The sequence below is a fragment of the Mucilaginibacter sp. Bleaf8 genome (genome assembly GCF_018390515.1).
Lineage (GTDB): Bacteria > Bacteroidota > Bacteroidia > Sphingobacteriales > Sphingobacteriaceae > Mucilaginibacter.
The window spans coordinates 959,488-977,354 of the sequence record NZ_JAHBBK010000001.1 but is presented as its reverse complement, the minus strand read 5'-3'; the positions used below and the strand labels follow the sequence as shown (position 1 = coordinate 977,354).

At 43.6% G+C, this 17,867-nt stretch carries 18 protein-coding genes, 1 tRNA gene and 1 pseudogene; 6 read left to right on the top strand and 14 right to left on the bottom strand.

What is annotated here, in order from left to right:
- Positions 1 to 86 precede the first annotated feature (86 nt).
- On the top strand, positions 87 to 1,934 hold the full coding sequence (locus KHS38_RS04390) for an ATP-binding protein (RefSeq protein ID WP_213487292.1): 1,848 nt from the start codon (positions 87 to 89) through the stop codon (positions 1,932 to 1,934).
- Here the strand turns inward: KHS38_RS04390 and KHS38_RS04385 are convergent.
- The gene (locus KHS38_RS04385; RefSeq protein ID WP_249665271.1) at positions 1,919 to 2,419 is read right to left on the bottom strand and encodes a type I restriction enzyme HsdR N-terminal domain-containing protein; all 501 of its coding nucleotides are present in this window, start codon (positions 2,417 to 2,419) and stop codon (positions 1,919 to 1,921) included. The two genes, KHS38_RS04390 and KHS38_RS04385, sit on opposite strands and share 16 nt — an antisense overlap.
- Positions 2,420 to 2,443: 24 nt before the next feature.
- Here KHS38_RS04385 and holA point away from each other — a divergent pair, with 24 nt between their 5' ends.
- Positions 2,444 to 3,460, top strand: a complete 1,017-nt coding sequence (holA, locus tag KHS38_RS04380; RefSeq protein ID WP_213487291.1) for a DNA polymerase III subunit delta — start codon at positions 2,444 to 2,446, stop codon at positions 3,458 to 3,460.
- 33 nt (positions 3,461 to 3,493) lie between these two features.
- Here holA and KHS38_RS04375 read toward each other — a convergent pair whose 3' ends face one another.
- A complete protein-coding gene (locus tag KHS38_RS04375) occupies positions 3,494 to 3,688 on the bottom strand; it encodes a hypothetical protein (RefSeq protein ID WP_213487290.1) in 195 nt (64 codons plus the stop codon).
- A gap of 456 nt (positions 3,689 to 4,144) precedes the next feature.
- Between KHS38_RS04375 and KHS38_RS04370 the strand changes: the two genes are divergently transcribed.
- Together KHS38_RS04370 and KHS38_RS04365 are read left to right on the top strand one after the other, a co-directional pair.
- Positions 4,145 to 4,549, top strand: a complete 405-nt coding sequence (locus tag KHS38_RS04370; RefSeq protein WP_213487289.1) for an EVE domain-containing protein — start codon at positions 4,145 to 4,147, stop codon at positions 4,547 to 4,549.
- Positions 4,550 to 4,601: 52 nt separating this feature from the next.
- Positions 4,602 to 5,588: an aldo/keto reductase gene (locus KHS38_RS04365; protein ID WP_213487288.1), complete on the top strand. Its 987-nt coding sequence runs from the start codon at positions 4,602 to 4,604 to the stop codon at positions 5,586 to 5,588.
- A gap of 16 nt (positions 5,589 to 5,604) precedes the next feature.
- Here the strand turns inward: KHS38_RS04365 and KHS38_RS04360 are convergent.
- From KHS38_RS04360 to KHS38_RS04340, 5 genes and pseudogenes are all read right to left on the bottom strand, one after another.
- A pseudogene (locus KHS38_RS04360) lies at positions 5,605 to 6,108 on the bottom strand (O-acetyl-ADP-ribose deacetylase); the annotation flags it as partial.
- Positions 6,109 to 6,174: 66 nt separating this feature from the next.
- Complete coding sequence (locus tag KHS38_RS04355) at positions 6,175 to 6,702, bottom strand: acyl-CoA thioesterase (RefSeq protein WP_213487287.1); 528 nt, start codon at positions 6,700 to 6,702, stop codon at positions 6,175 to 6,177.
- 115 nt (positions 6,703 to 6,817) lie between these two features.
- A complete protein-coding gene (locus KHS38_RS04350; RefSeq protein ID WP_213487286.1) occupies positions 6,818 to 8,086 on the bottom strand; it encodes a type IX secretion system plug protein in 1,269 nt (422 codons plus the stop codon).
- Positions 8,087 to 8,155: 69 nt separating this feature from the next.
- Complete coding sequence (locus KHS38_RS04345; protein ID WP_213487285.1) at positions 8,156 to 10,069, bottom strand: ABC-F family ATP-binding cassette domain-containing protein; 1,914 nt, start codon at positions 10,067 to 10,069, stop codon at positions 8,156 to 8,158.
- Between the two features lie 226 nt (positions 10,070 to 10,295).
- Positions 10,296 to 11,057: an SGNH/GDSL hydrolase family protein gene (locus KHS38_RS04340; protein ID WP_213487284.1), complete on the bottom strand. Its 762-nt coding sequence runs from the start codon at positions 11,055 to 11,057 to the stop codon at positions 10,296 to 10,298.
- A gap of 78 nt (positions 11,058 to 11,135) precedes the next feature.
- Between KHS38_RS04340 and KHS38_RS04335 the strand changes: the two genes are divergently transcribed.
- Positions 11,136 to 12,182, top strand: coding sequence for a quinone-dependent dihydroorotate dehydrogenase (locus KHS38_RS04335; protein WP_213487283.1), 1,047 nt, complete (start codon positions 11,136 to 11,138; stop codon positions 12,180 to 12,182).
- Positions 12,183 to 12,217: 35 nt separating this feature from the next.
- On the opposite strand, the gene KHS38_RS04330 is transcribed toward KHS38_RS04335, so the two are convergent.
- The 3 genes from KHS38_RS04330 to KHS38_RS04320 form a co-directional block, all read right to left on the bottom strand.
- Positions 12,218 to 12,391: a spore protein gene (locus KHS38_RS04330; protein ID WP_213487282.1), complete on the bottom strand. Its 174-nt coding sequence runs from the start codon at positions 12,389 to 12,391 to the stop codon at positions 12,218 to 12,220.
- A gap of 28 nt (positions 12,392 to 12,419) precedes the next feature.
- Positions 12,420 to 12,493 (bottom strand) — tRNA-Cys (locus tag KHS38_RS04325).
- Positions 12,494 to 12,545: 52 nt separating this feature from the next.
- Entirely contained in the window at positions 12,546 to 13,295 is a 750-nt protein-coding gene (locus KHS38_RS04320; protein WP_213487281.1) for a TrmH family RNA methyltransferase, read from the bottom strand.
- On the opposite strand from KHS38_RS04320, the gene tamL reads away from it, so the two are divergent.
- Entirely contained in the window at positions 13,286 to 15,643 is a 2,358-nt protein-coding gene (gene tamL / locus KHS38_RS04315) for a translocation and assembly module lipoprotein TamL (protein ID WP_213487280.1), read from the top strand. The genes KHS38_RS04320 and tamL overlap by 10 nt on opposite strands.
- A 44-nt stretch (positions 15,644 to 15,687) precedes the next feature.
- Here tamL and KHS38_RS04310 read toward each other — a convergent pair whose 3' ends face one another.
- Genes KHS38_RS04310 through coaE form a run of 4 tightly spaced genes read right to left on the bottom strand, consistent with a single transcriptional unit; the run spans position 15,688 to position 17,867 of the window.
- Entirely contained in the window at positions 15,688 to 16,134 is a 447-nt protein-coding gene (locus KHS38_RS04310) for a MarR family winged helix-turn-helix transcriptional regulator (RefSeq protein WP_213487279.1), read from the bottom strand.
- 32 nt (positions 16,135 to 16,166) lie between these two features.
- A complete protein-coding gene (locus tag KHS38_RS04305) occupies positions 16,167 to 16,328 on the bottom strand; it encodes a C1orf53 family protein (RefSeq protein ID WP_213487278.1) in 162 nt (53 codons plus the stop codon).
- Position 16,329: 1 nt separating this feature from the next.
- A complete protein-coding gene (locus KHS38_RS04300) occupies positions 16,330 to 17,268 on the bottom strand; it encodes an MBL fold metallo-hydrolase (RefSeq protein WP_213487277.1) in 939 nt (312 codons plus the stop codon).
- Positions 17,268 to 17,867, bottom strand: a complete 600-nt coding sequence (gene coaE, locus KHS38_RS04295) for a dephospho-CoA kinase (protein ID WP_213487276.1) — start codon at positions 17,865 to 17,867, stop codon at positions 17,268 to 17,270. Before coaE ends, KHS38_RS04300 begins: the two co-directional genes overlap by 1 nt.

Genomic DNA, 17,867 nt, shown 5'->3' with positions numbered 1-17,867 from the left:
AGGTGATAGTTTAGCATAAATTCAGCTTTGTTTAAATCTTCTTAAACAGGTAATTTTAGCAGATGCTATCATTATAAATATTCGCAATGGCAAAAGCAGCAGGTTTTTTTAACCTTTCTATAAAAAACATATTAGCGAACGGGCGATCTTCATTAGAGAACGCCCGTATCCGTTTGTTGTACTATGGATTGTTGCTTATTTTAGGAACAGTATCTGTTATTTTTATTAACCAGCTTGTGCAAAATCAGGCTGTAATGGGTTATATAACCGGTACATTGCTGATATGCATAATTATTTTATTTAAGTATCTTACCTGGAAACCAGATTGGCGATTTGTATCACACGCGCTACTGGTTACAGGTACCATGATCAACATGGTGGATGCTTTTCTGATATTTCAGCAGGTTGACATTATATCAGTACAATTGGTTTTGCTGATCGTTATCTTCGGCTTTTACATGCTTGGGCAAAAATGGGGAATGTTGTATTCTATACTGAATGTAGTACCCATTATTCTGTTCATGATCTACTCTTCAAATAATTTATATATAATAAATTTCAGACCCTCGCATTTAGATCAGGCAACGCTTATTTTGGGTGTGCTTACCAATTTTATTTTATTGGTTTTTATACACAATCACTTCTATCAGGCCTTTCAAACCAATATGAGGCAACTGAAGAAGAACAGTGAAGAGCAAGGCAGGCTGAATAGTGTGTTGGAAGCTGCTATTGATAAGGCAGAGAAATCATCACTTGCAAAGTCCGAGTTTTTATCCACCATGTCGCATGAAATTCGTACCCCTTTGAATGCGGTTATCGGTATGAGCAATCTGCTTATGATGAGCAATCCCCGGCCGGATCAAAAAGAAAATTTAGAGATACTCAAATTCTCAGCAGGTAACCTGCTGGCTATCGTAAACGATGTTCTGGACTTTAATAAGATCGAATCTGGGAAAATTGTATTTGAAAACATCCGGTTCAATCTGGCCGAATTGATGCAAAACATCTGCGGCGGACAAAAGCCTAAAGCTATTGAAAAAGGGCTTAATTTTGTGCTGGATATTGACAGCCGGGTAAAAAACAAAGTGGTGATAGGCGACCCAACCCGCCTTACTCAGGTTATTTTTAACCTGGTAAGTAACGCCATTAAGTTTACACAACAAGGTGAAGTGCATGTGCTGGTTGAGTTGGTTGAAGACCGACATGACCGGGTTACTATCCAATTTTCTGTAAAAGACACGGGTATCGGTATAGAAAAAGAAAACCTTAATGCCATATTCGAGCCATTTACACAAGAGTCGGTTACCACTACCCGCCAGTATGGAGGTACGGGGTTGGGCTTAGCCATCGTAAAACGGTTGCTGGAGTTAAGCGGCGTGCAAATGCAGGTGCTTAGTCAACCGGGCAGAGGCTCCGAGTTTTCATTCAATATAGAATTCCCGGTATCAACCGAGCCTGTAGTTGAAAAAGTAATAAAGCCGCAGGAACCTGTTGCTACCGAACAGGATGGCGAAAGCGATATGAGCCATCTAAATGTTTTGGTAGCGGAAGATAACATGGTGAACACGATGCTTATGAAAAAGCTGTTCTCCAAATGGAAACTCAAATCATCCTTTGCTGAAAATGGCGCACTGGCGGTTGAGCAAGTGCAATACGGCAACTTCGATATTATCCTGATGGATTTGCAAATGCCGGTAATGAACGGTTTTGATGCCGCAACGGAAATACGCAAGCTCAAAGATCCTAAAAAAGCAGTTACACCTATCATTGCCCTAACCGCATCGGCGCTGATTGATATTCGCGAAAAAGTGTTCGACTCGGGTATGAATGATTATGTATCCAAACCGTTCAAACCAAATGAGCTGCGTGAAAAGATCATGAAGCTTACTTCAGGTGATGCCTTGCTAAACGATAATAGTCAGGTGGCGTTGTAAGGAGGCAATTGCTCAATAAATACGTAGCTGCGCTGCGTAAAATCAATGGTACAATAGTAGTGTTGCAAGCCGTTACTTACGGCAAGTAATGGTACCTGATGGGTGATATTATAGCGGGCAATCTGGTCAAAAACACTTTGGGTAATTTCAACCGCAGGCGCCTTGCATTCTACCATCAGTATCTTTTGGCCATAGGTATTAAAAACTACAATATCAGACCGGCGGGCTATGCCATTTTGCCTTAGGCCGCCCTCCAGCTTAATCAGGCTTTTAGGATAGCGTCTTTCTTTTATCAGGTACTGCACAAAATGTTGCCTTACCCATTCCTCCGGTGTCAGCAGCAAATTCTTTTTCCTTATCTCATCGAAAATGAAAAGCTGGCCGTTTTGGTCGGTAAGTTTAAAAGGGTAGGGAGGCAGGTTGAGCGGCTGCAACAAATTCATGGCGCTAAATTCATCATTATCGCTGCCAAATCCTAATGGCATATTTTGTAAATTGCACCCTGTAAAATGACCGCAAACGAGATACTGAAAGACCTGAAAAGCCGCAAGTTTAAACCCTTGTACTTACTGCACGGCGACGAGCCTTATTTTATTGACGAAGTAAGCGATTACATAGAGGATAAGGTGCTGAATGAGGCTGAAAAGGGCTTTAACCAAACGGTTTTGTATGGCAAGGATACCGACATTATGACGGTGATTAACGCTGCGCGCCGCTTCCCGATGATGGCCGAATATCAGGTAATTATTGTGAAAGAAGCGCAGGATATGAAATGGGGTAAAGAAGATGCGGATAAGAAAGGGCTCAACCCGGTATTGAGCTATCTGGAAAACCCGCTGCAAAGCACTATCCTGGTTTTATGTTACAAGTACGGAAAGTTTGATAAGCGGAAGAAAGCTTATAAAGCCATTGAAAAGAATGGCATAGTTATGGAATCGGCCGCTTTGTACGATAATAAAGTACCCGGTTGGATTGAAGGCTATACCACAGCAAAAGGTTACCGTATTAGTGCCCAGGCATCGGCTATGCTGGCCGAATATCTTGGTAACGACCTTTCAAAAATTGCCAATGAGTTAAGCAAACTGATGCTGAATGTACCCGCCGGCCAGGAAATAACACTAAAGCATATACAGGAAAATATTGGTATTAGTAAAGAGTATAATGTTTTTGAGCTGCAGTCGGCCCTGATTAGAAAAGATGTGCTAAAAGCCAACCAGATCGTTAATTACTTTGAAGCCAATCCTAAGGCCAACCCCATTGTATTGGTTTTAGGTAATATGAATAACTTTTTCAGCAAGGTGCTGTTGTTCCATTACGTCAAGGATAAAGCCAACGCTGCCCGTGAGTTGGGCGTTAGTCCTTATTTCCTGAAAGATTATGAACAGGCCGCTCGTAGCTTCGACTATTATAAAACCTTGCAAATCATCTCATTTTTGCGGGAGTACGATTTGAAAAGCAAGGGCGTTGATTCAAATGCCTCTCACGGTGAATTGATGAAAGAGCTTGTATTTAAAATAATTCATTAAGATAAAAAGCCGGTAGTAAAACCGGCTTTTTATTTATTCGCCTGTATCGGGCCGGTAATCTTCGTCAAACTCCAGGTCATCTTCACTGTACTGGTTTACAGCCCCCGATCCTTCAAGTGCCACCTCAACCGGATCGCCATCTTTCATCTGGTCAATATTTACCGTTCCCCTTTCATCTGTTGATGAAATAATAACCCGGTCGCCGTATTCAAATAGTCCGTTTCTCATGATAGATATTGTATGATTATAAGAGATAAACAAGGTGTAGTAGTAAAAGTTTAGATAAGATATATACCTGGTTTTTCTGGTACTGATGCAAGGAAGCTGCTGCATTATTATGCATTTGAATAACTCGGAAATGAACGAATACGCGGTCAAATAAAAACGGATATAAGTAAATAACTTGGCACAATACAAAAGTTGGACATAGTAAGTTAAGAACCAAATAAGCATAAATGCCCACAAGCGTCTTTACGACTGAGCAAATCCTGAGAGTTTAAGGCTGCGATTTAGTGTTTGAGTAGGTAACGTCCTTAATACCTTACTTACTATATGATTCATGAAACTCTATCTGATTGAAAATTTATAAGAATAGCTAAAGAGCAACCTTGCAAGTTTTATAAATCAGCGAAAATTTTAACCTTTACATTCGAATTCAAATAAAGCGATAGAGAAATTAAAATCATGAACTATTGGTTAGTCAAATCAGAACCATTCAAATATTCTTGGGAAAAATTCAACCAAGACGGACGCACCTTTTGGGATGGCGTGCGCAATTATCAGGCCCGCAACAACCTTAAAGCGATGAAAGAGGGTGATTTAGTGTTGTTTTACCATAGTAACGAAGGTAAGGCCGTAGTGGGTATAGCCAAGGTAGTTAAAGAGTTTTACCAAGACCCCACAACAGATGATACCAATTGGGTCGTGGTTGATTTATCGCCTATACAGGGCCTGCAAAAGCCGGTGACGCTGGAGCAAATCAAAGCCGATGACCGCTTAAAAGATATTAGTTTAGTACGCCAGGGGCGATTGTCTGTTATGGGCCTTAAGCCTGAAGAATTTGACCGCATTGTTGAATTGGGGAGTTAAGCAAACAATCGCTTATTTACATTGGTTGACAGATTATACAATATCATCTATAATGAAATTCAGGGCATTTAAAGACGTATCGGTAGCCGAGGTTGGTTTAGGTACATGGCAGTTAGGAAGTGCCGATTGGGGTAACGTAAACGAGCAAGAAGCGCTGCAGATACTGCAAAGCTATGTTGATGCAGGCGGCAACTTCATTGATACGGCTGATGTGTACGGCATGGGTGTGAGCGAAACAGTGATAGGCAAGTTTTTAAAAGCGAATACAGATAAAGAAATATTTGTAGCCACCAAGCTTGGCCGGCGAGGCGATGCAGGCAATGGCTGGCCGCAAAACTTCACGTATGATGCCATAAAACGCCATGCCGAAGATTCGCTGCAGCACCTAGGACTATCGCAATTGTTTTTGGAACAACTTCATTGCATACCTACCGATGAAATGCGTACCGGTAAGGTATTTGATAATCTGCGCAAACTACAGCAGGAAGGATTGATCCGTTATTTTGGTGCCAGTGTAGAAACGTCAGAAGAGGCGCTGATATGCCTGGAGCAGGAGGGGCTGGCATCGCTGCAGATTATATTCAACCTGTTCAGGCAGCATGTAGCCGATGAGGTTTTTGCCAAAGCTCAGGAGAAAGGCGTAGCGCTGATTGTACGTGTACCTTTGGCCAGTGGCTTATTAAGCGGTAAATTTAAAGAGGATACATCTTTCGGTGCTAACGATCACCGTAATTTTAATGCCAATGGCGATGCATTCAATGCGGGTGAAACCTTTTCGGGAATTGAGTTTAAGGAAGGGGTTAGATTAGCCGGCAAAATCAAAGCCATGTTGCCCGACGAGCGTATGGCACAATGGGCAATCCGCTGGATTCTGGACCACCCCGAAGTAACTACCGTCATTCCCGGTGCATCTAAAATTAGCCAGGTGCATAGCAATGTTGAGGCATCTGGCCTTCAGGCTTTGTCCGCCGATACACATCAGCAGCTGCGAAAATTATATGACGAAGAAATATACAATAAGATAAGAGGACACTTTTAGAGCCCTCTTATCTTATTTAAAGGGCTGGAGAGCTTAGCATTGCCTCATACAAGCCATAGTTTTCATCATCAAAGCAGATAAAAATTACTTTTTGGATGAAGGTATTATTTGCTAAAAAGTCGTTTACCGCTTTTATTGCAATTTCGGCGGCCTCATTTTTCGGATAGCCATATATGCCGGTACTAATATTGGGGAAGGCAACAGTTTTAATGTCATTTTCCACAGCCAGATTGAGGCTGTTCACATAACAATTACTCAGTAACTGCGACTCCTTCTTTTTACCGCCGTTCCATACGGGGCCAACGGTATGAATTACATATTTTGCCGGCAGGTTGCCGCCGCTGGTAATTACGGCTTCGCCTGTTTTACATTTGCCTTGGCGGGCTATTATAGCGCGGCATTCTTCGAGTATCTGGCTACCACCTGTCCGATGTATCGCGCCATCAACGCCACCACCACCCATCAGACTGCTGTTGGCAGCGTTTACAATGGCATCAACCGGTAGTTTCGTTATATCACCTTTTTGTAATTGATGCGATTATCCATAGGGTAGGCAGCTATTAGTATGTACAAAAATTGTTTCTACCTACGACTCCTGTTTGGCTGCCATAAACAGCGCTTTAAGCTCAGTAGCATCATTAGGTTCCATGCGTCCGCTTAGTATCAATCGTAATTGGCGGCGGCGCAAAGCGCCTGCAAATATAACTTCTTCTTCAGGCGTTTCGGGTGTTAGTTCAGGTACCTGTACGGGGCTGCCATCACCATCCAAAGCCACAAAAGTATAATAAGCTTCGTTGCTTTTTACACGGCTACCGGTAGGGATGTTTTCGGCCCATACATCCAGGCGCACTTCCATTGATTTATTAAAAGCACGGGTCACTTTAGCTTCTATAGTAACTGCATCACCCAGCTTAATGGAATGCTGAAAAGAAACGTTATCTACCGATGCGGTTACCACTAACCGATTGCTATGCTTTTGGGCCGACATGGCCGCTGCGATGTCCATCCAGTAAAGTAAACGGCCTCCCATCAGGTTATGCATCATGTTGGTATCGTTGGGTAATACCAACTCGTTCATTATTACCAGCGAATCTTTAGGCTTTTTGGATGTCATACGCATTTAATAAAGCTGCAAATATAGCGCATTGTACCTAATGGCGGTGTATAGAGCCGCAAGAATATCTAATTGGCAATTAGTCTAAATTACAACAGGTTGTTGAGCTTTGCCGCTATCGTTTTTGGGCATTGGTAAGCAAACGGTAACCAACCAATTCTTCCCACCGGGCGCCGGGCGCATGGTAATACACTAACAGTTGGTATTCATTCTCGGTTTCAAAGTAGCTGCCTTCTGTTTCTGTGGTTGATGCCAGGTTGGTATTACGTGGCACCCAAACATACTGATAGTCGTACACGCCTTGCTTTAACAGTAAGTTGGTTGTATAAATATTACGGCTGGCATCATATTGCAGTTTGCTGGATGCATCCAGGCGGTAGTCGTTAAACTTGCCTGTTATGTACACATCACCCTCAGTTGCGGGCAGGTTGATGTTTAAGCCGAAATAAACCTGTATATAGTCGGCATCTACACGTGCATCGCGGCCATCCTGGTTGCGGATAAAAAAGTTACCGTCGTTATCATACTGAAACAGGTAGGCAGATTGCCTGCGGCTCGCATCACCCAAAAGTAGTACGGTGTTGGCCGTATCCTTAAAAATGCGGGCTACCCGTTCTGAATTAAGTTTAAGGCTGCGGATATCAAAATGCCTGAACTCATTACCACCGGCAAAGTCATTGCTCTGATAGTCGTTATACAGCAGTTGTGTACCCCGAACATTTGTGGGCCTGGTATTTAATACGGCCGTTTCCGGACGGCTGTTCTGCATAATCAGCACCTTTATATCATTGTATGGGTTAGATACATTGATGCCGGCATAATCAACCTGAAAATTGATCTTCTGATTGGTTGGCCGCAGGGCAACGTTGTTCGAGGGTACCATCTCTGCATTGATGCCAGCACGGGTATTTACTACATAAATGCGCCGGGTTAAAGCTAATCTGCGCTGATCCCCATCCTCATAAACTTTTAATATATAATTGCCGCTCAGTTTTGGCGCAATGTTTTGGTTAGGCAGTTTAAGTTCGTAATGCACATACTTTTGCACAGTTCCGCTGGCATACCAGTAATTCAACAGGCGGTCTTCCATAAAGCTTTGCAGGTACTCTGCCGGCGATAGGTTGGATGGGGCCCATTGTGCATCACAATGCTGCAAGGTGTAATAGTAATTACGGCTTTGCCCGGTCAGGTCGTCAAAATTGAGTTGTATCTGTTCGTTTGAGCGCAGGTTGATGATCGGGAAGGAGCCTTCCTTTTCGGCGTTATAGCATTCTACACTCTTTATCTCGGGGCGATAAGTGTAGCTGTTGTATACGATAGCCTGCGCAAAAGACTTTACAGCCAGCAAGCTAATGATCAGCAAGATTGTCAAACGCTTATTCATGTACACTATTAGATATAAAAAAACGCCATGCTGTTGTGTTGAGCATGACGTTCTATATGTTTATCAATTTTATGCTTCCAGTTCCATAATCTGTTCAGCCAGGTTTTCCCATTGTTGCTGAACGCCCTTTAGCTGGCTTTGCTTTTCCTGGTAGCTGTTGTTGGTTTCTTTCAGTTTGTTTGGATTGCTGTATACGCCATCGTCGGCCAGTTGCACTTCCAACTGCTTTACTTCTTTTTCCAGATCGGCAATTTGCTGTTCCATGCGGTTTAAATCCTGATTCAGCTTTTTCAGCTGTTTGGATCTATCCTCGGTAGGTTCTTGTTTTACAACCGCCTTTTTCTCTTCCTTTTTAGGCTGAGGGGCGGCTGCTTTTGGTTGCAGTTTGCGTTTGGACTGCCACTCTTCGTATTCCTGATAAGTGCCCGGATATACTTTGATCTGTTTGTCTTCAATATACCAGATTTTGTTGGCAATATTATCCAGGAAGTACCTGTCGTGCGATACGGCGATAAAAGTACCTTCGTATTGCTGTAATGCCTGTATCAGGATGTTTACCGATTGCATATCCAAGTGGTTGGTAGGCTCATCGAGTATCAGGAAGTTAGCATCAGCCGTTAAAGCCTTAGCCAGCGCCACACGTGATTTTTCCCCTCCGGACAGTACGCGGATCTTTTTAAATACATCATCGCCTGTGAAAAGGAAGGATCCCAATATCGAGCGCAGCTCCGTATCGGTATGCTTAGGTGCAAATGATTGCAGCTCCTGTAAAATTTCGCTATCTAAGTGCAATGACTCCAACTGGTGCTGGGCAAAAAAGGTTTGGGTAACGTTATAGCCAGTTTCGCTTTTACCGGTGAAGTCTTTATCAGCGCCTGCAATGATGCGCAACAGGGTTGATTTACCACGACCGTTTGCACCAATCAAGGCTATCTTATCGCCCTTTTCGATCACGGCATGGGCATTATGCAAAATTTCCAGATTGGGATAGCTTTTGTTTAGCCCTTCGATGGCAATTACATTACGGCCTGATTGCTTGCTGAACTTGAAGTTGAAGTTAACGCTCGGGTTATCATCATCAACGTCGTCAATACGCTCCATTTTATCAAGCATTTTGATGCGTGATTGTGCCATTTTAGCTTTCGATGCCTTAGCACGGAAACGTTCAATCAAGCGCTCTTCCTGACGTATTTTGGCCTGTTGGTTTTTGAACTCGCCACGTTGTATCTCTTCACGAAGGGATTTCTCTTCCAGATAAAAAGTGTAATTACCCGCATAAACGGTCAGTTTGCCTTTGCGCGATTCAACCGTACGGTTAATTACTTTATCCAGAAACCATCTGTCGTGCGATACGATTACGATAGCCCCTTCAAAGTTTCTCAAATAATCTTCCAGCCATTGGATGGACGGTAAGTCCAAGTGGTTGGTAGGCTCATCCAGCAGCAAGATATCAGGTGCCTGTAATAATATTTTAGCCAGCATAACCCGCATGCGCCATCCACCCGAAAAGGTGCTGAGCTTACGTTGCTGATCCTCATCACTGAAACCTAAACCGGCTAAAATTTCGTGGGCTTTGTACTCGATGCTATAACCGTCCAGCGCCTCAAATTCCTGTTGCTTGTCGCTCAGCTTGTTTAGTGAATCCTCACTATAGTCGCTTTCCAGCTTTTGCAGCAGGCTTTCAATTTCGGAATGCAATTGGTTCTGGCGCTCAAATGCTTCCATGGCCACATGCAAAATCGACTTTTCGGATGCGTAGGATAACAGGTCCTGATTTAAATAACCAATAGTAAGTTCTTTAGACTTGGATATGGTGCCTGATGTAGGTTTGTAGTCGCCTACAATCAACTTCAGCAAAGTGGTTTTACCGGTACCATTAGCGCCTATAAGGCCAATTTTCTCTCCCGGTTTAATATGCCAGTTAGCTTCATCGTATAGCGCACGCGCACCAATCTCGAACGTCAGGTTATTTATCGCAATCATTTAACCACAAATATACCATTTTGAGGCGAAAGCGGGAAGGTGAAAGGATAAAGGGATTGTCAAAATATGACTTCGGCTACCTATACTGAAGGGTTGAATTTGATGAACACGCCTATTGCCTCGGAGCAGTCTTCATTTTGTAACTACGTCAAAAGAAAAGCCTTTGTTAAAAGAGCAGACTAACGCTCGTTTTAACAAAGGCTTATTTAACAGCTTAAGCCAATGCTTAAGATTTCACCGCCTTTAACCAGGCCTTAGCCATCAATGCCGCACCCGCTACGCTGGGGTGTACACCATCGTTGGTCCAGTAGGTACCGGGTGCAACTTTTAAAGCTTCGTCAAACAGTTTTTGGTAAGGTAAAAATATGGCGTCGTATTGGGTGGCAATTTCGCGTGCCGCCTGGCGGTATTCATCAAAAGCCGGGTACCATTTATCGGTAACCGCCTTTACATCTTTTATAGCAAACGGCTCGCCTATAATGAGCTTAACATTAGGCAGGGCTTGCTTAGTACGGTCAAGCAGCTTTTTGTAATCGGTACGGTAAGTTTCTATAGTGCCTTTGTAGTTACCGCTAAGCGTGTGCCAGTAGTCGTTTACACCAACCATAATGCTTAGTACATTTGGTTTAAAAGCAAGACAGTCGGCATCCCAGCGATCAGCTAATTGATAAACTTTATTGCCGCCTACGCCCCGGTTATAAATCTGCAGGTTTTTATCGGCGTGTTTAAGTAATAAATGTGCTGCCGATTGGTAAACATATCCGGTGCCCAGCATGCCAAAGCTGTTGGGGGTAGTTTCAGATTTATTGCGGCCCCAATCAGTAATAGAATCGCCTTGGTAAACTATCACATCGTTGGCATTCAACGTTACTTTAGGTGTCTTTTCAGCCTCAAAGGCAGCCGATACAATTTGCGGTAACGATATGGCGCCAATGGTGGCTACTGCCGTGCCGGTAATAAATTTGCGGCGGTTTAATGAGTTGCTCATGAATTATAATTGTAGTCCCTAATGTATGGGGTTTACATCAAATCTGCAAATACGGCTTTAAAGCCCTAACTTCGCAGCATGTATTTTATACTCAAGCCTATATTATTTAAGTTCGATCCTGAGAAGGTACATTATTTTGTGACCCGTAATTTAAAACGGGTAAACCGTTTTCCGGGTGGCGCAGCTTTAAGTCGCCAAATCTGGGATGTGCAGGATAAGCGTCTGGAACGCGAAGTGTTTGGTCTGAAATTTAAAAACCCAGTTGGTTTAGCTGCAGGTTTTGACAAAAACGGCGAGATGATTGCCGAAATGGCTAACCTGGGTTTCGGTTTTGTTGAGGTAGGTACGGTAACACCGCTGCCACAGCCGGGCAACCCCAAACCCCGTATGTACCGATTGCCAACAGATTCGGCTTTGATAAACCGTATGGGCTTCAATAACCTTGGCGTAGATGTGCTGGCATCGCGCATTGCTGCTTACCGTAAAAGCGCGGCCGCTAAAAAACAAGGCAATATTATGATTGGCGGCAACATTGGTAAAAATAAAAATACGCCTAATGAAGATGCCGTAAGCGATTACATTAAGTGTTTTGACCGCCTGTTTGATGTAGTGGATTACTTTGTGGTGAATGTTAGCTCGCCTAATACGCCCGGGTTACGTGCTTTGCAAGAGAAAGAACCGTTGATGAATATTTTAAATACATTGCAGCAACGGAATAACAAAAATGGAATAAGCAGACCCATACTGCTCAAAATTGCGCCCGATTTAACGAATGAGCAGCTGGATGATATTGTAGATATTGTAAAGCAAACCAATATCGCAGGTATCATCGCAACCAATACCACCATAAGCCGTGATGGGCTGCATTCGCCGCAACAATTAGTGAACGAAACAGGTGGTTTAAGCGGTAAGCCATTAACGCAACGCTCAACCGAGGTGATCCGTTATTTGTCTGATAAATCTAATCGCTCGTTCCCGATTATTGGGGTAGGAGGGATACACAGTCCGGAAGATGCAATTGAAAAGCTGGAGGCAGGCGCCTCGCTAATACAGCTGTATACCGGTTTTATATACGAAGGCCCCGGTTTGATAGGGCGTATCAACAAAAAAATCCTGTCAGTATAACTGACAGGATTTTTTTATGCTGAATAAATCAGTGATTACTTTGAAGTCAATTGAGCTAAAACCTCATTGTTTTTAGCAATCTGGCTTTTCTTAGGCTCTTGTGAGCGGCTTCCTGGTTCCAGGTTAGTAGCCAGTTTCAGGTGTTGTACTTCTAAACGAGAAACAGTTTTGTTTCTTCTGTCTTTTCTTTTTAAACGTGTTACGCCCATGGTAATTTATCTTTATCGGTTATCCCTTTGGAGGTCGAGAGCGGATTCGAACCGCTGTACGAGGTTTTGCAGACCTCTGCCTAGCCACTCGGCCACCCGACCGTTCTTATTTAACGGAGCGCAAAAATAATAATTATTTGTTATCCGCCAATAATTATTGCAATCTTTTTCTACTTATTTCCGAACAGAACAGCGCCGTGGCAATGGCAACGTTCAAGGATTCGGCCTGGCCAATGCGTGGAATCGTAATCTTTTTGTTGATGAGTTGCTGTATATCAGCCCGTAAGCCGTTACCCTCATTACCCATCACAATAAGCCCTTCGTTGCCCAAATCGGTAGCATAAATATTTTCGCCATCCAGCATGGCACCCAGCAAAGGCAGGTTCAGTTGGGGTAGCAGTTTTGTTAAATCGGCATAATGCACATTTATCCGCGCAAGCGAACCCATTGTAGCCTGCACTACTTTCGGGTTGTAAACGTCAACCGTATCTTGCGAGCAGATGATATGCTGGATGCCAAACCAATCGGCCGTGCGAATGATCGTACCCATATTGCCCGGATCCTGAACGCCATCAAGCACAAGTGTAAACTTTTTTAACAGCTGCTTGTTATCAAGCGCCGGCCACTCCGGAATACGGATTACGGCCAGAACTTCCTGAGGAGTTGTAAGGCTGCTTATTTTTTCAAGTTCGGTGGCTGTAATTTCCTGAAAATTGATTTTCTTTGATAGTTGATACAATTTAGAACTTGCAGCAGGCGTATGATATATTGTTTGGATAGCGTAAGAAGATGTCATGAACTCAGACACCGATTTAAGGCCCTCCACCACAAAGAGACTGTGCTCTCTGCGAAACTTTTTTTGTTGTAAGGATTTTAATAAACTGACCTGAGATTTTGAAAGCATTTCCCGAGATTAAGCATTATAGCCTTGCAATATTAACCATTCTTTTCATCTTTTTTGTCAGCAGTTGCAGTTTAACCCGCAGGCTGGATGATAATCAGGCCCTGGTGCGAACCGTAAAACTGGATAGTATCGACAGTGAATTTTCGGATCAGGCACTTACTTATATAGACCGCCAGCAGCAGCCCAACAACTGGTTTAACCTGCAGTTGTACTACCTGCTTAGCAAAAACGGTAAAAAGAACATCGGCGAGCCACCGGCTATTCTGGATAGCGGACTGGTAGAAAATTCCCGTGAACAGATCGAACTCTTTTTAAAGAACAAAGGCTATTTAAAAGCCCGTGTAGCAAGCCAGATAGAAGTAGCCAAAAAGAAAGCCAAGCTTACCTTTACAGCTAACGAGGGCCCGCTTTTCCGTATCCGTAATATTCAGGACAGTATCGGCGATCCGGCAGTGCAGGCGCTTTACCGGGTTAACCGTCGCCGCTTTTCGCACGTGCAGCCCGGCGGCCGTTTTGATACCGATAGTTTGGCTTATGACCGCGATGAGTTTTATCAGGTAATGAAACGTAACGGGTATTATGATTTTTATCGCCAATACATTAACTATAACTACGATTCAACCTTTAATAACGGCGTAGTTGATGTAAAGATGATTGTGGATAATCCCGAAAATAAATCGGCTCATCCTACCTACCGTATCAATAATACCTTAGTAACCATTACCGATAGCTACGGCCGTACTATTGGTAAAGCCGATACGATACAGGTTGACTCTCAATTAAGGTTTGTTGACTTCTCTCATCGGTTTAAACCGGGTGCTATTAACCGGTATATATTCCAGAAAAAGGGAGACTTGTATAATATCGACCAACAATCGCTAACCACGGCGCGCTTGTCTGAGCTTAATGTTTTCCGGAACGTGCCCAACCCGGCCTACCGGAAGCTGGCAGACAGTTCGAACCGGTTGGATAATAAAATTAATATGATACCGCTCAAGCGGATGTCGGATCGTGTTGAGGCGGAGTTTCTGTTTAGCGGCGGGCGTTATGGATACAACTTAGGTAACACATTTACCAACCGAAATTTGTTTAAGCAGGCCGAAGTGTTGCAGTTGAAACTGAACTGGAGTATATTGTTTGATACAAATGGCGGCAATACAGGCAGTATACAAAACCAGGACTTTAAAGCGGGTGTCAATTTGGTTTACCCGCGTATTATTGCTCCGTTTGATTTGCCTACACTGGGTAAGTACGGCGTGCCGCATACCACCTTCTCGTCCAACTTTCAGTTGTTTTACCAAAAGGGGCTTGTACAACGCCGTAGCTTTGTCAATGCCCTTACGTACGATTGGAATGAAACCAGCCGTAAGCAACACACACTAACTCCCATCAGTATCGAATTTTCGAGCGGTTCTATTGACCCGGTAGCGAAGGATACGTTATTGCGTGAAAACCGATACTCTTACATCTATCTTATCGGGCGTACCATATTCACTACCGGTAGCCAGTATACTTACCAGCTTAATGCCAACAAGCTGTACTCTTTGGAGAACTTTGTTTATTTCAGAGGTTTTGTTGATGTAGGCGGTAACTTCCTGAATTTGGTTAGCCGCACCTTTGACAGGCCCCGCGATACATTAGGTAACCGTACCATGTTTGGTTACACCTTTGCCCAGTATGCCAAGGCTGATATTGATTTACGCTGGTACCGTAGCCTGGGTCGTAATGAGCGCCAGTTTGTGTTCCGTATCAATCCCGGTATTGGTGTTCCGTTCGGTAACAGCAACCAGCTTATTTTTGAGAAAAATTATTATGCCGGTGGTGCTAATGACATTCGTGCCTGGTTGCCCCGTACACTTGGACCTGGTCAGTTTAACCGTGGTGCATTTTATGGAGGGGATACCACCCAGTTAAGCAGGTTCAGGTATCTGGATCAGTTTGGCGAGATCCGAATTATTGGGAATGCCGAGTACCGGTTCCGTATTACCAATGACTTTTACGGTACCAAGTTAAAGGGCGCTTTTTTTAGTGATTTTGGGAACGTTTGGCGATTAAAGAAAAATAGCGATAACCCGGGAGGCGAATTTAGGCTGAATAAATTGCTGCAAACAACGGCTATTGGCATAGGTGCAGGTTTGCGATTCGATTTATCTTACTTCGTATTCAGGTTAGATGCCGGCTTTAAGTTCAAGGACCCTCAGTTTACCGGTTCTGATCAATGGGTGCTTATCAAACACTTTGATGAGCTGTTCAAATCAGGAGAATTTAAGCAAAATTACAGAGAAGCAAATGGGGGAGAGCCCTACCGTTTTATGCAGCTTAACTTCGGCGTGGGCTTGCCATTCTAATTATGATATATAGTTAGATCCGGTAATTGGATTTAGACTTGGTTTTACCCCCGCAGTTTATCAAGCAAATCGCTTAACAGACCGGCCTCATCTTCAGTAAGATTACGGCTGATCAAATCGGCTGTTTTAAAGCCTTTATCCATTTGGGTAAGTATATCCAATCCTTTATCGGTAATCTTGATATCAACAGCGCGGCGGTCGCGGCTGCAGGTACCACGCGATACCAACTCTTTTTGCACCAACCGGTCAACAATGCGCGATGCATCCGACATTTTATCGAGCATCCGCTCTTTTAACATATTGATAGTAGCCGGCTTAGGATGCTGGCCACGCAGTATGCGCAGTACATTGAACTGCTGGCTTGTTAAATTATATTTTTCAAACTCGCTACGAAGTAGATTTGCCAGCCAGCCATACGTGTAGTTGACATTGACAACAGCTTTGTGATAATTATCCTCGAATTTGCTCTGTATCTCTTTGTCAATTTGCATACTGTAGTAAAATAACGAACGGGCAAATATGTTTATTTATTTTCAATTTGTTTACAGGATTTGACTTTGCCATTACGCCATGGGCAGTGCAGGCAATTGTTTTTGCAGCAATACCCCCGTTTTAAATGGTATTCGCGGGTAAAAACCCAGTTACCATCTTCATTAATGTAATAGTCAGTGCCTTCAATAAGCATATCAGTTCAATACTTTCACAAAGATACGGTCATAAAAATGCTTTTTAAGATGCGAACCATCACCATGCAGCGTCCATATTTGCTTTGGGGATACTTGTTCAACTGCTTGCAAAACATCGTTCCAGTCGGCATGGTCAGAAATAAACAGCGTATCCTGATCGTTTACCTGCAGGTTTTTCCAGCCCGATGCGAACAGTCGTTTAACGCCGGTTGCACGCAGGTAACTATCAAAAGTAAACGGCGGAACCAGGTAAACATACTCTTCCTGGTTTTTCATGAGCTTGCGACCATAGTGCTGGTAGGGACCCAACTGGTAGTCGTATTTTTCATAAATAGTGTTAATAGGTGCAATACGATGGTGTACCAATATCTTTTTTTGCGGTGCATGTTGGTTAATAAGCTTAATTAGCCGTTGTGCTTTACCTAAGCCGTAGGCGCCAAGCAAAATATTGATTTTGATATCGTTAAGCTTCCTGATCTCCGCAACCGGATCTGGGTGTGCAGTGTCAGGGTTGGCAAAGGTGCTTTCTGTAATCAGCACATCTGCTTTTAACCATGCAATGGGCTCGCAGGTTAGGTCAGGTTGCAGTTTATAATCACCTGTGTAAAGATATCTCACACCCTGGTATTCCATCATTACCTGCGCCGATCCAAGCATATGCCCGGCTGGAATGAAGCTGATAGTTACCGGGCCTATTGCAACGGTTTGCTGCCATTGCAGCAAAGTGAAATTACGGCCGGCGTTTTTACCATAGCGCAGTTTCATAAAGTCGGCTGTGGCGGGCGTACAGTACACGTCCAGGTTGCCGGCTATGGCATGATCGGCATGGGCGTGCGATATTACGGCCTGTTTAACCGTTTGTTGCGGGTCTAAATAAAAATCGCCGTAACGGCAGTATAAACCGTTGGTATCAAAAACTAAAAAATCGTCTAATATCATTATCGGGTACTCGCTTCCGCTAAAAACTGCTGGTGTAAGGCGAGTATTTGAGGTATCACCAGCTGGGTATTGTCATTAGCTATAATAAAATTGGCCAGGGCAGCTTTTTGCTCTTGTGGCATTTGTTTAGCATTGCGGCTTTCGGCCTCCTGCTGGGTAATATGATCCCGTTGCATCACGCGGTCTATTCGCATGGCGTCAGGGGCGGTTACCAGTATAGTGTAATTACAATCTTTATGCGATCCGCTTTCAAAGAGTATGGCGGCTTCCTTAAGTACATAAGGTGCATGGGCATGTTGCAAAACCCAGTTATCAAAAGCTCTGAAAACGGCAGGGTGTACCAGTGCATTCAGCTTCTTAAGTTCGGCCTCGTTATTAAAAACAATACCTGCAATATACTTACGGTTAAGTGTTCCATCGGCCAAATAGGCTTCAGGCCCGAAGGTTTCACGCAGGGCAGCAATCAGAATGGCATCAGCCGTCATTACTTTCTTGGCTTCGTTATCCGCATAAAAAACCGGGATACCCAGCAATTCAAATACCTGGCTGATGGTTGTTTTGCCGCTGCCTATATTTCCGGTGATGCCAATTTTAAGCAT

Coding starts and splice junctions, on each gene's coding strand:
- KHS38_RS04305 (WP_213487278.1), bottom strand. CDS start 16,328: ATGCTTATTGAAGGCACTGACTATTACATTAATGAAGATGGTAACTGG.
- KHS38_RS04300 (WP_213487277.1), bottom strand. CDS start 17,268: ATGATATTAGACGATTTTTTAGTTTTTGATACCAACGGTTTATACTGC.
- KHS38_RS04350 (WP_213487286.1), bottom strand. CDS start 8,086: ATGAATAAGCGTTTGACAATCTTGCTGATCATTAGCTTGCTGGCTGTA.
- KHS38_RS04320 (WP_213487281.1), bottom strand. CDS start 13,295: ATGCTTTCAAAATCTCAGGTCAGTTTATTAAAATCCTTACAACAAAAA.
- KHS38_RS04375 (WP_213487290.1), bottom strand. CDS start 3,688: ATGAGAAACGGACTATTTGAATACGGCGACCGGGTTATTATTTCATCA.
- KHS38_RS04385 (WP_249665271.1), bottom strand. CDS start 2,419: ATGCCATTAGGATTTGGCAGCGATAATGATGAATTTAGCGCCATGAAT.
- KHS38_RS04365 (WP_213487288.1), top strand. CDS start 4,602: ATGAAATTCAGGGCATTTAAAGACGTATCGGTAGCCGAGGTTGGTTTA.
- KHS38_RS04340 (WP_213487284.1), bottom strand. CDS start 11,057: ATGAGCAACTCATTAAACCGCCGCAAATTTATTACCGGCACGGCAGTA.
- KHS38_RS04335 (WP_213487283.1), top strand. CDS start 11,136: ATGTATTTTATACTCAAGCCTATATTATTTAAGTTCGATCCTGAGAAG.
- KHS38_RS04355 (WP_213487287.1), bottom strand. CDS start 6,702: ATGACATCCAAAAAGCCTAAAGATTCGCTGGTAATAATGAACGAGTTG.
- KHS38_RS04330 (WP_213487282.1), bottom strand. CDS start 12,391: ATGGGCGTAACACGTTTAAAAAGAAAAGACAGAAGAAACAAAACTGTT.
- coaE (WP_213487276.1), bottom strand. CDS start 17,867: ATGCTTAAAATTGGCATCACCGGAAATATAGGCAGCGGCAAAACAACC.
- KHS38_RS04390 (WP_213487292.1), top strand. CDS start 87: ATGGCAAAAGCAGCAGGTTTTTTTAACCTTTCTATAAAAAACATATTA.
- KHS38_RS04345 (WP_213487285.1), bottom strand. CDS start 10,069: ATGATTGCGATAAATAACCTGACGTTCGAGATTGGTGCGCGTGCGCTA.
- holA (WP_213487291.1), top strand. CDS start 2,444: ATGACCGCAAACGAGATACTGAAAGACCTGAAAAGCCGCAAGTTTAAA.
- KHS38_RS04310 (WP_213487279.1), bottom strand. CDS start 16,134: ATGCAAATTGACAAAGAGATACAGAGCAAATTCGAGGATAATTATCAC.
- KHS38_RS04370 (WP_213487289.1), top strand. CDS start 4,145: ATGAACTATTGGTTAGTCAAATCAGAACCATTCAAATATTCTTGGGAA.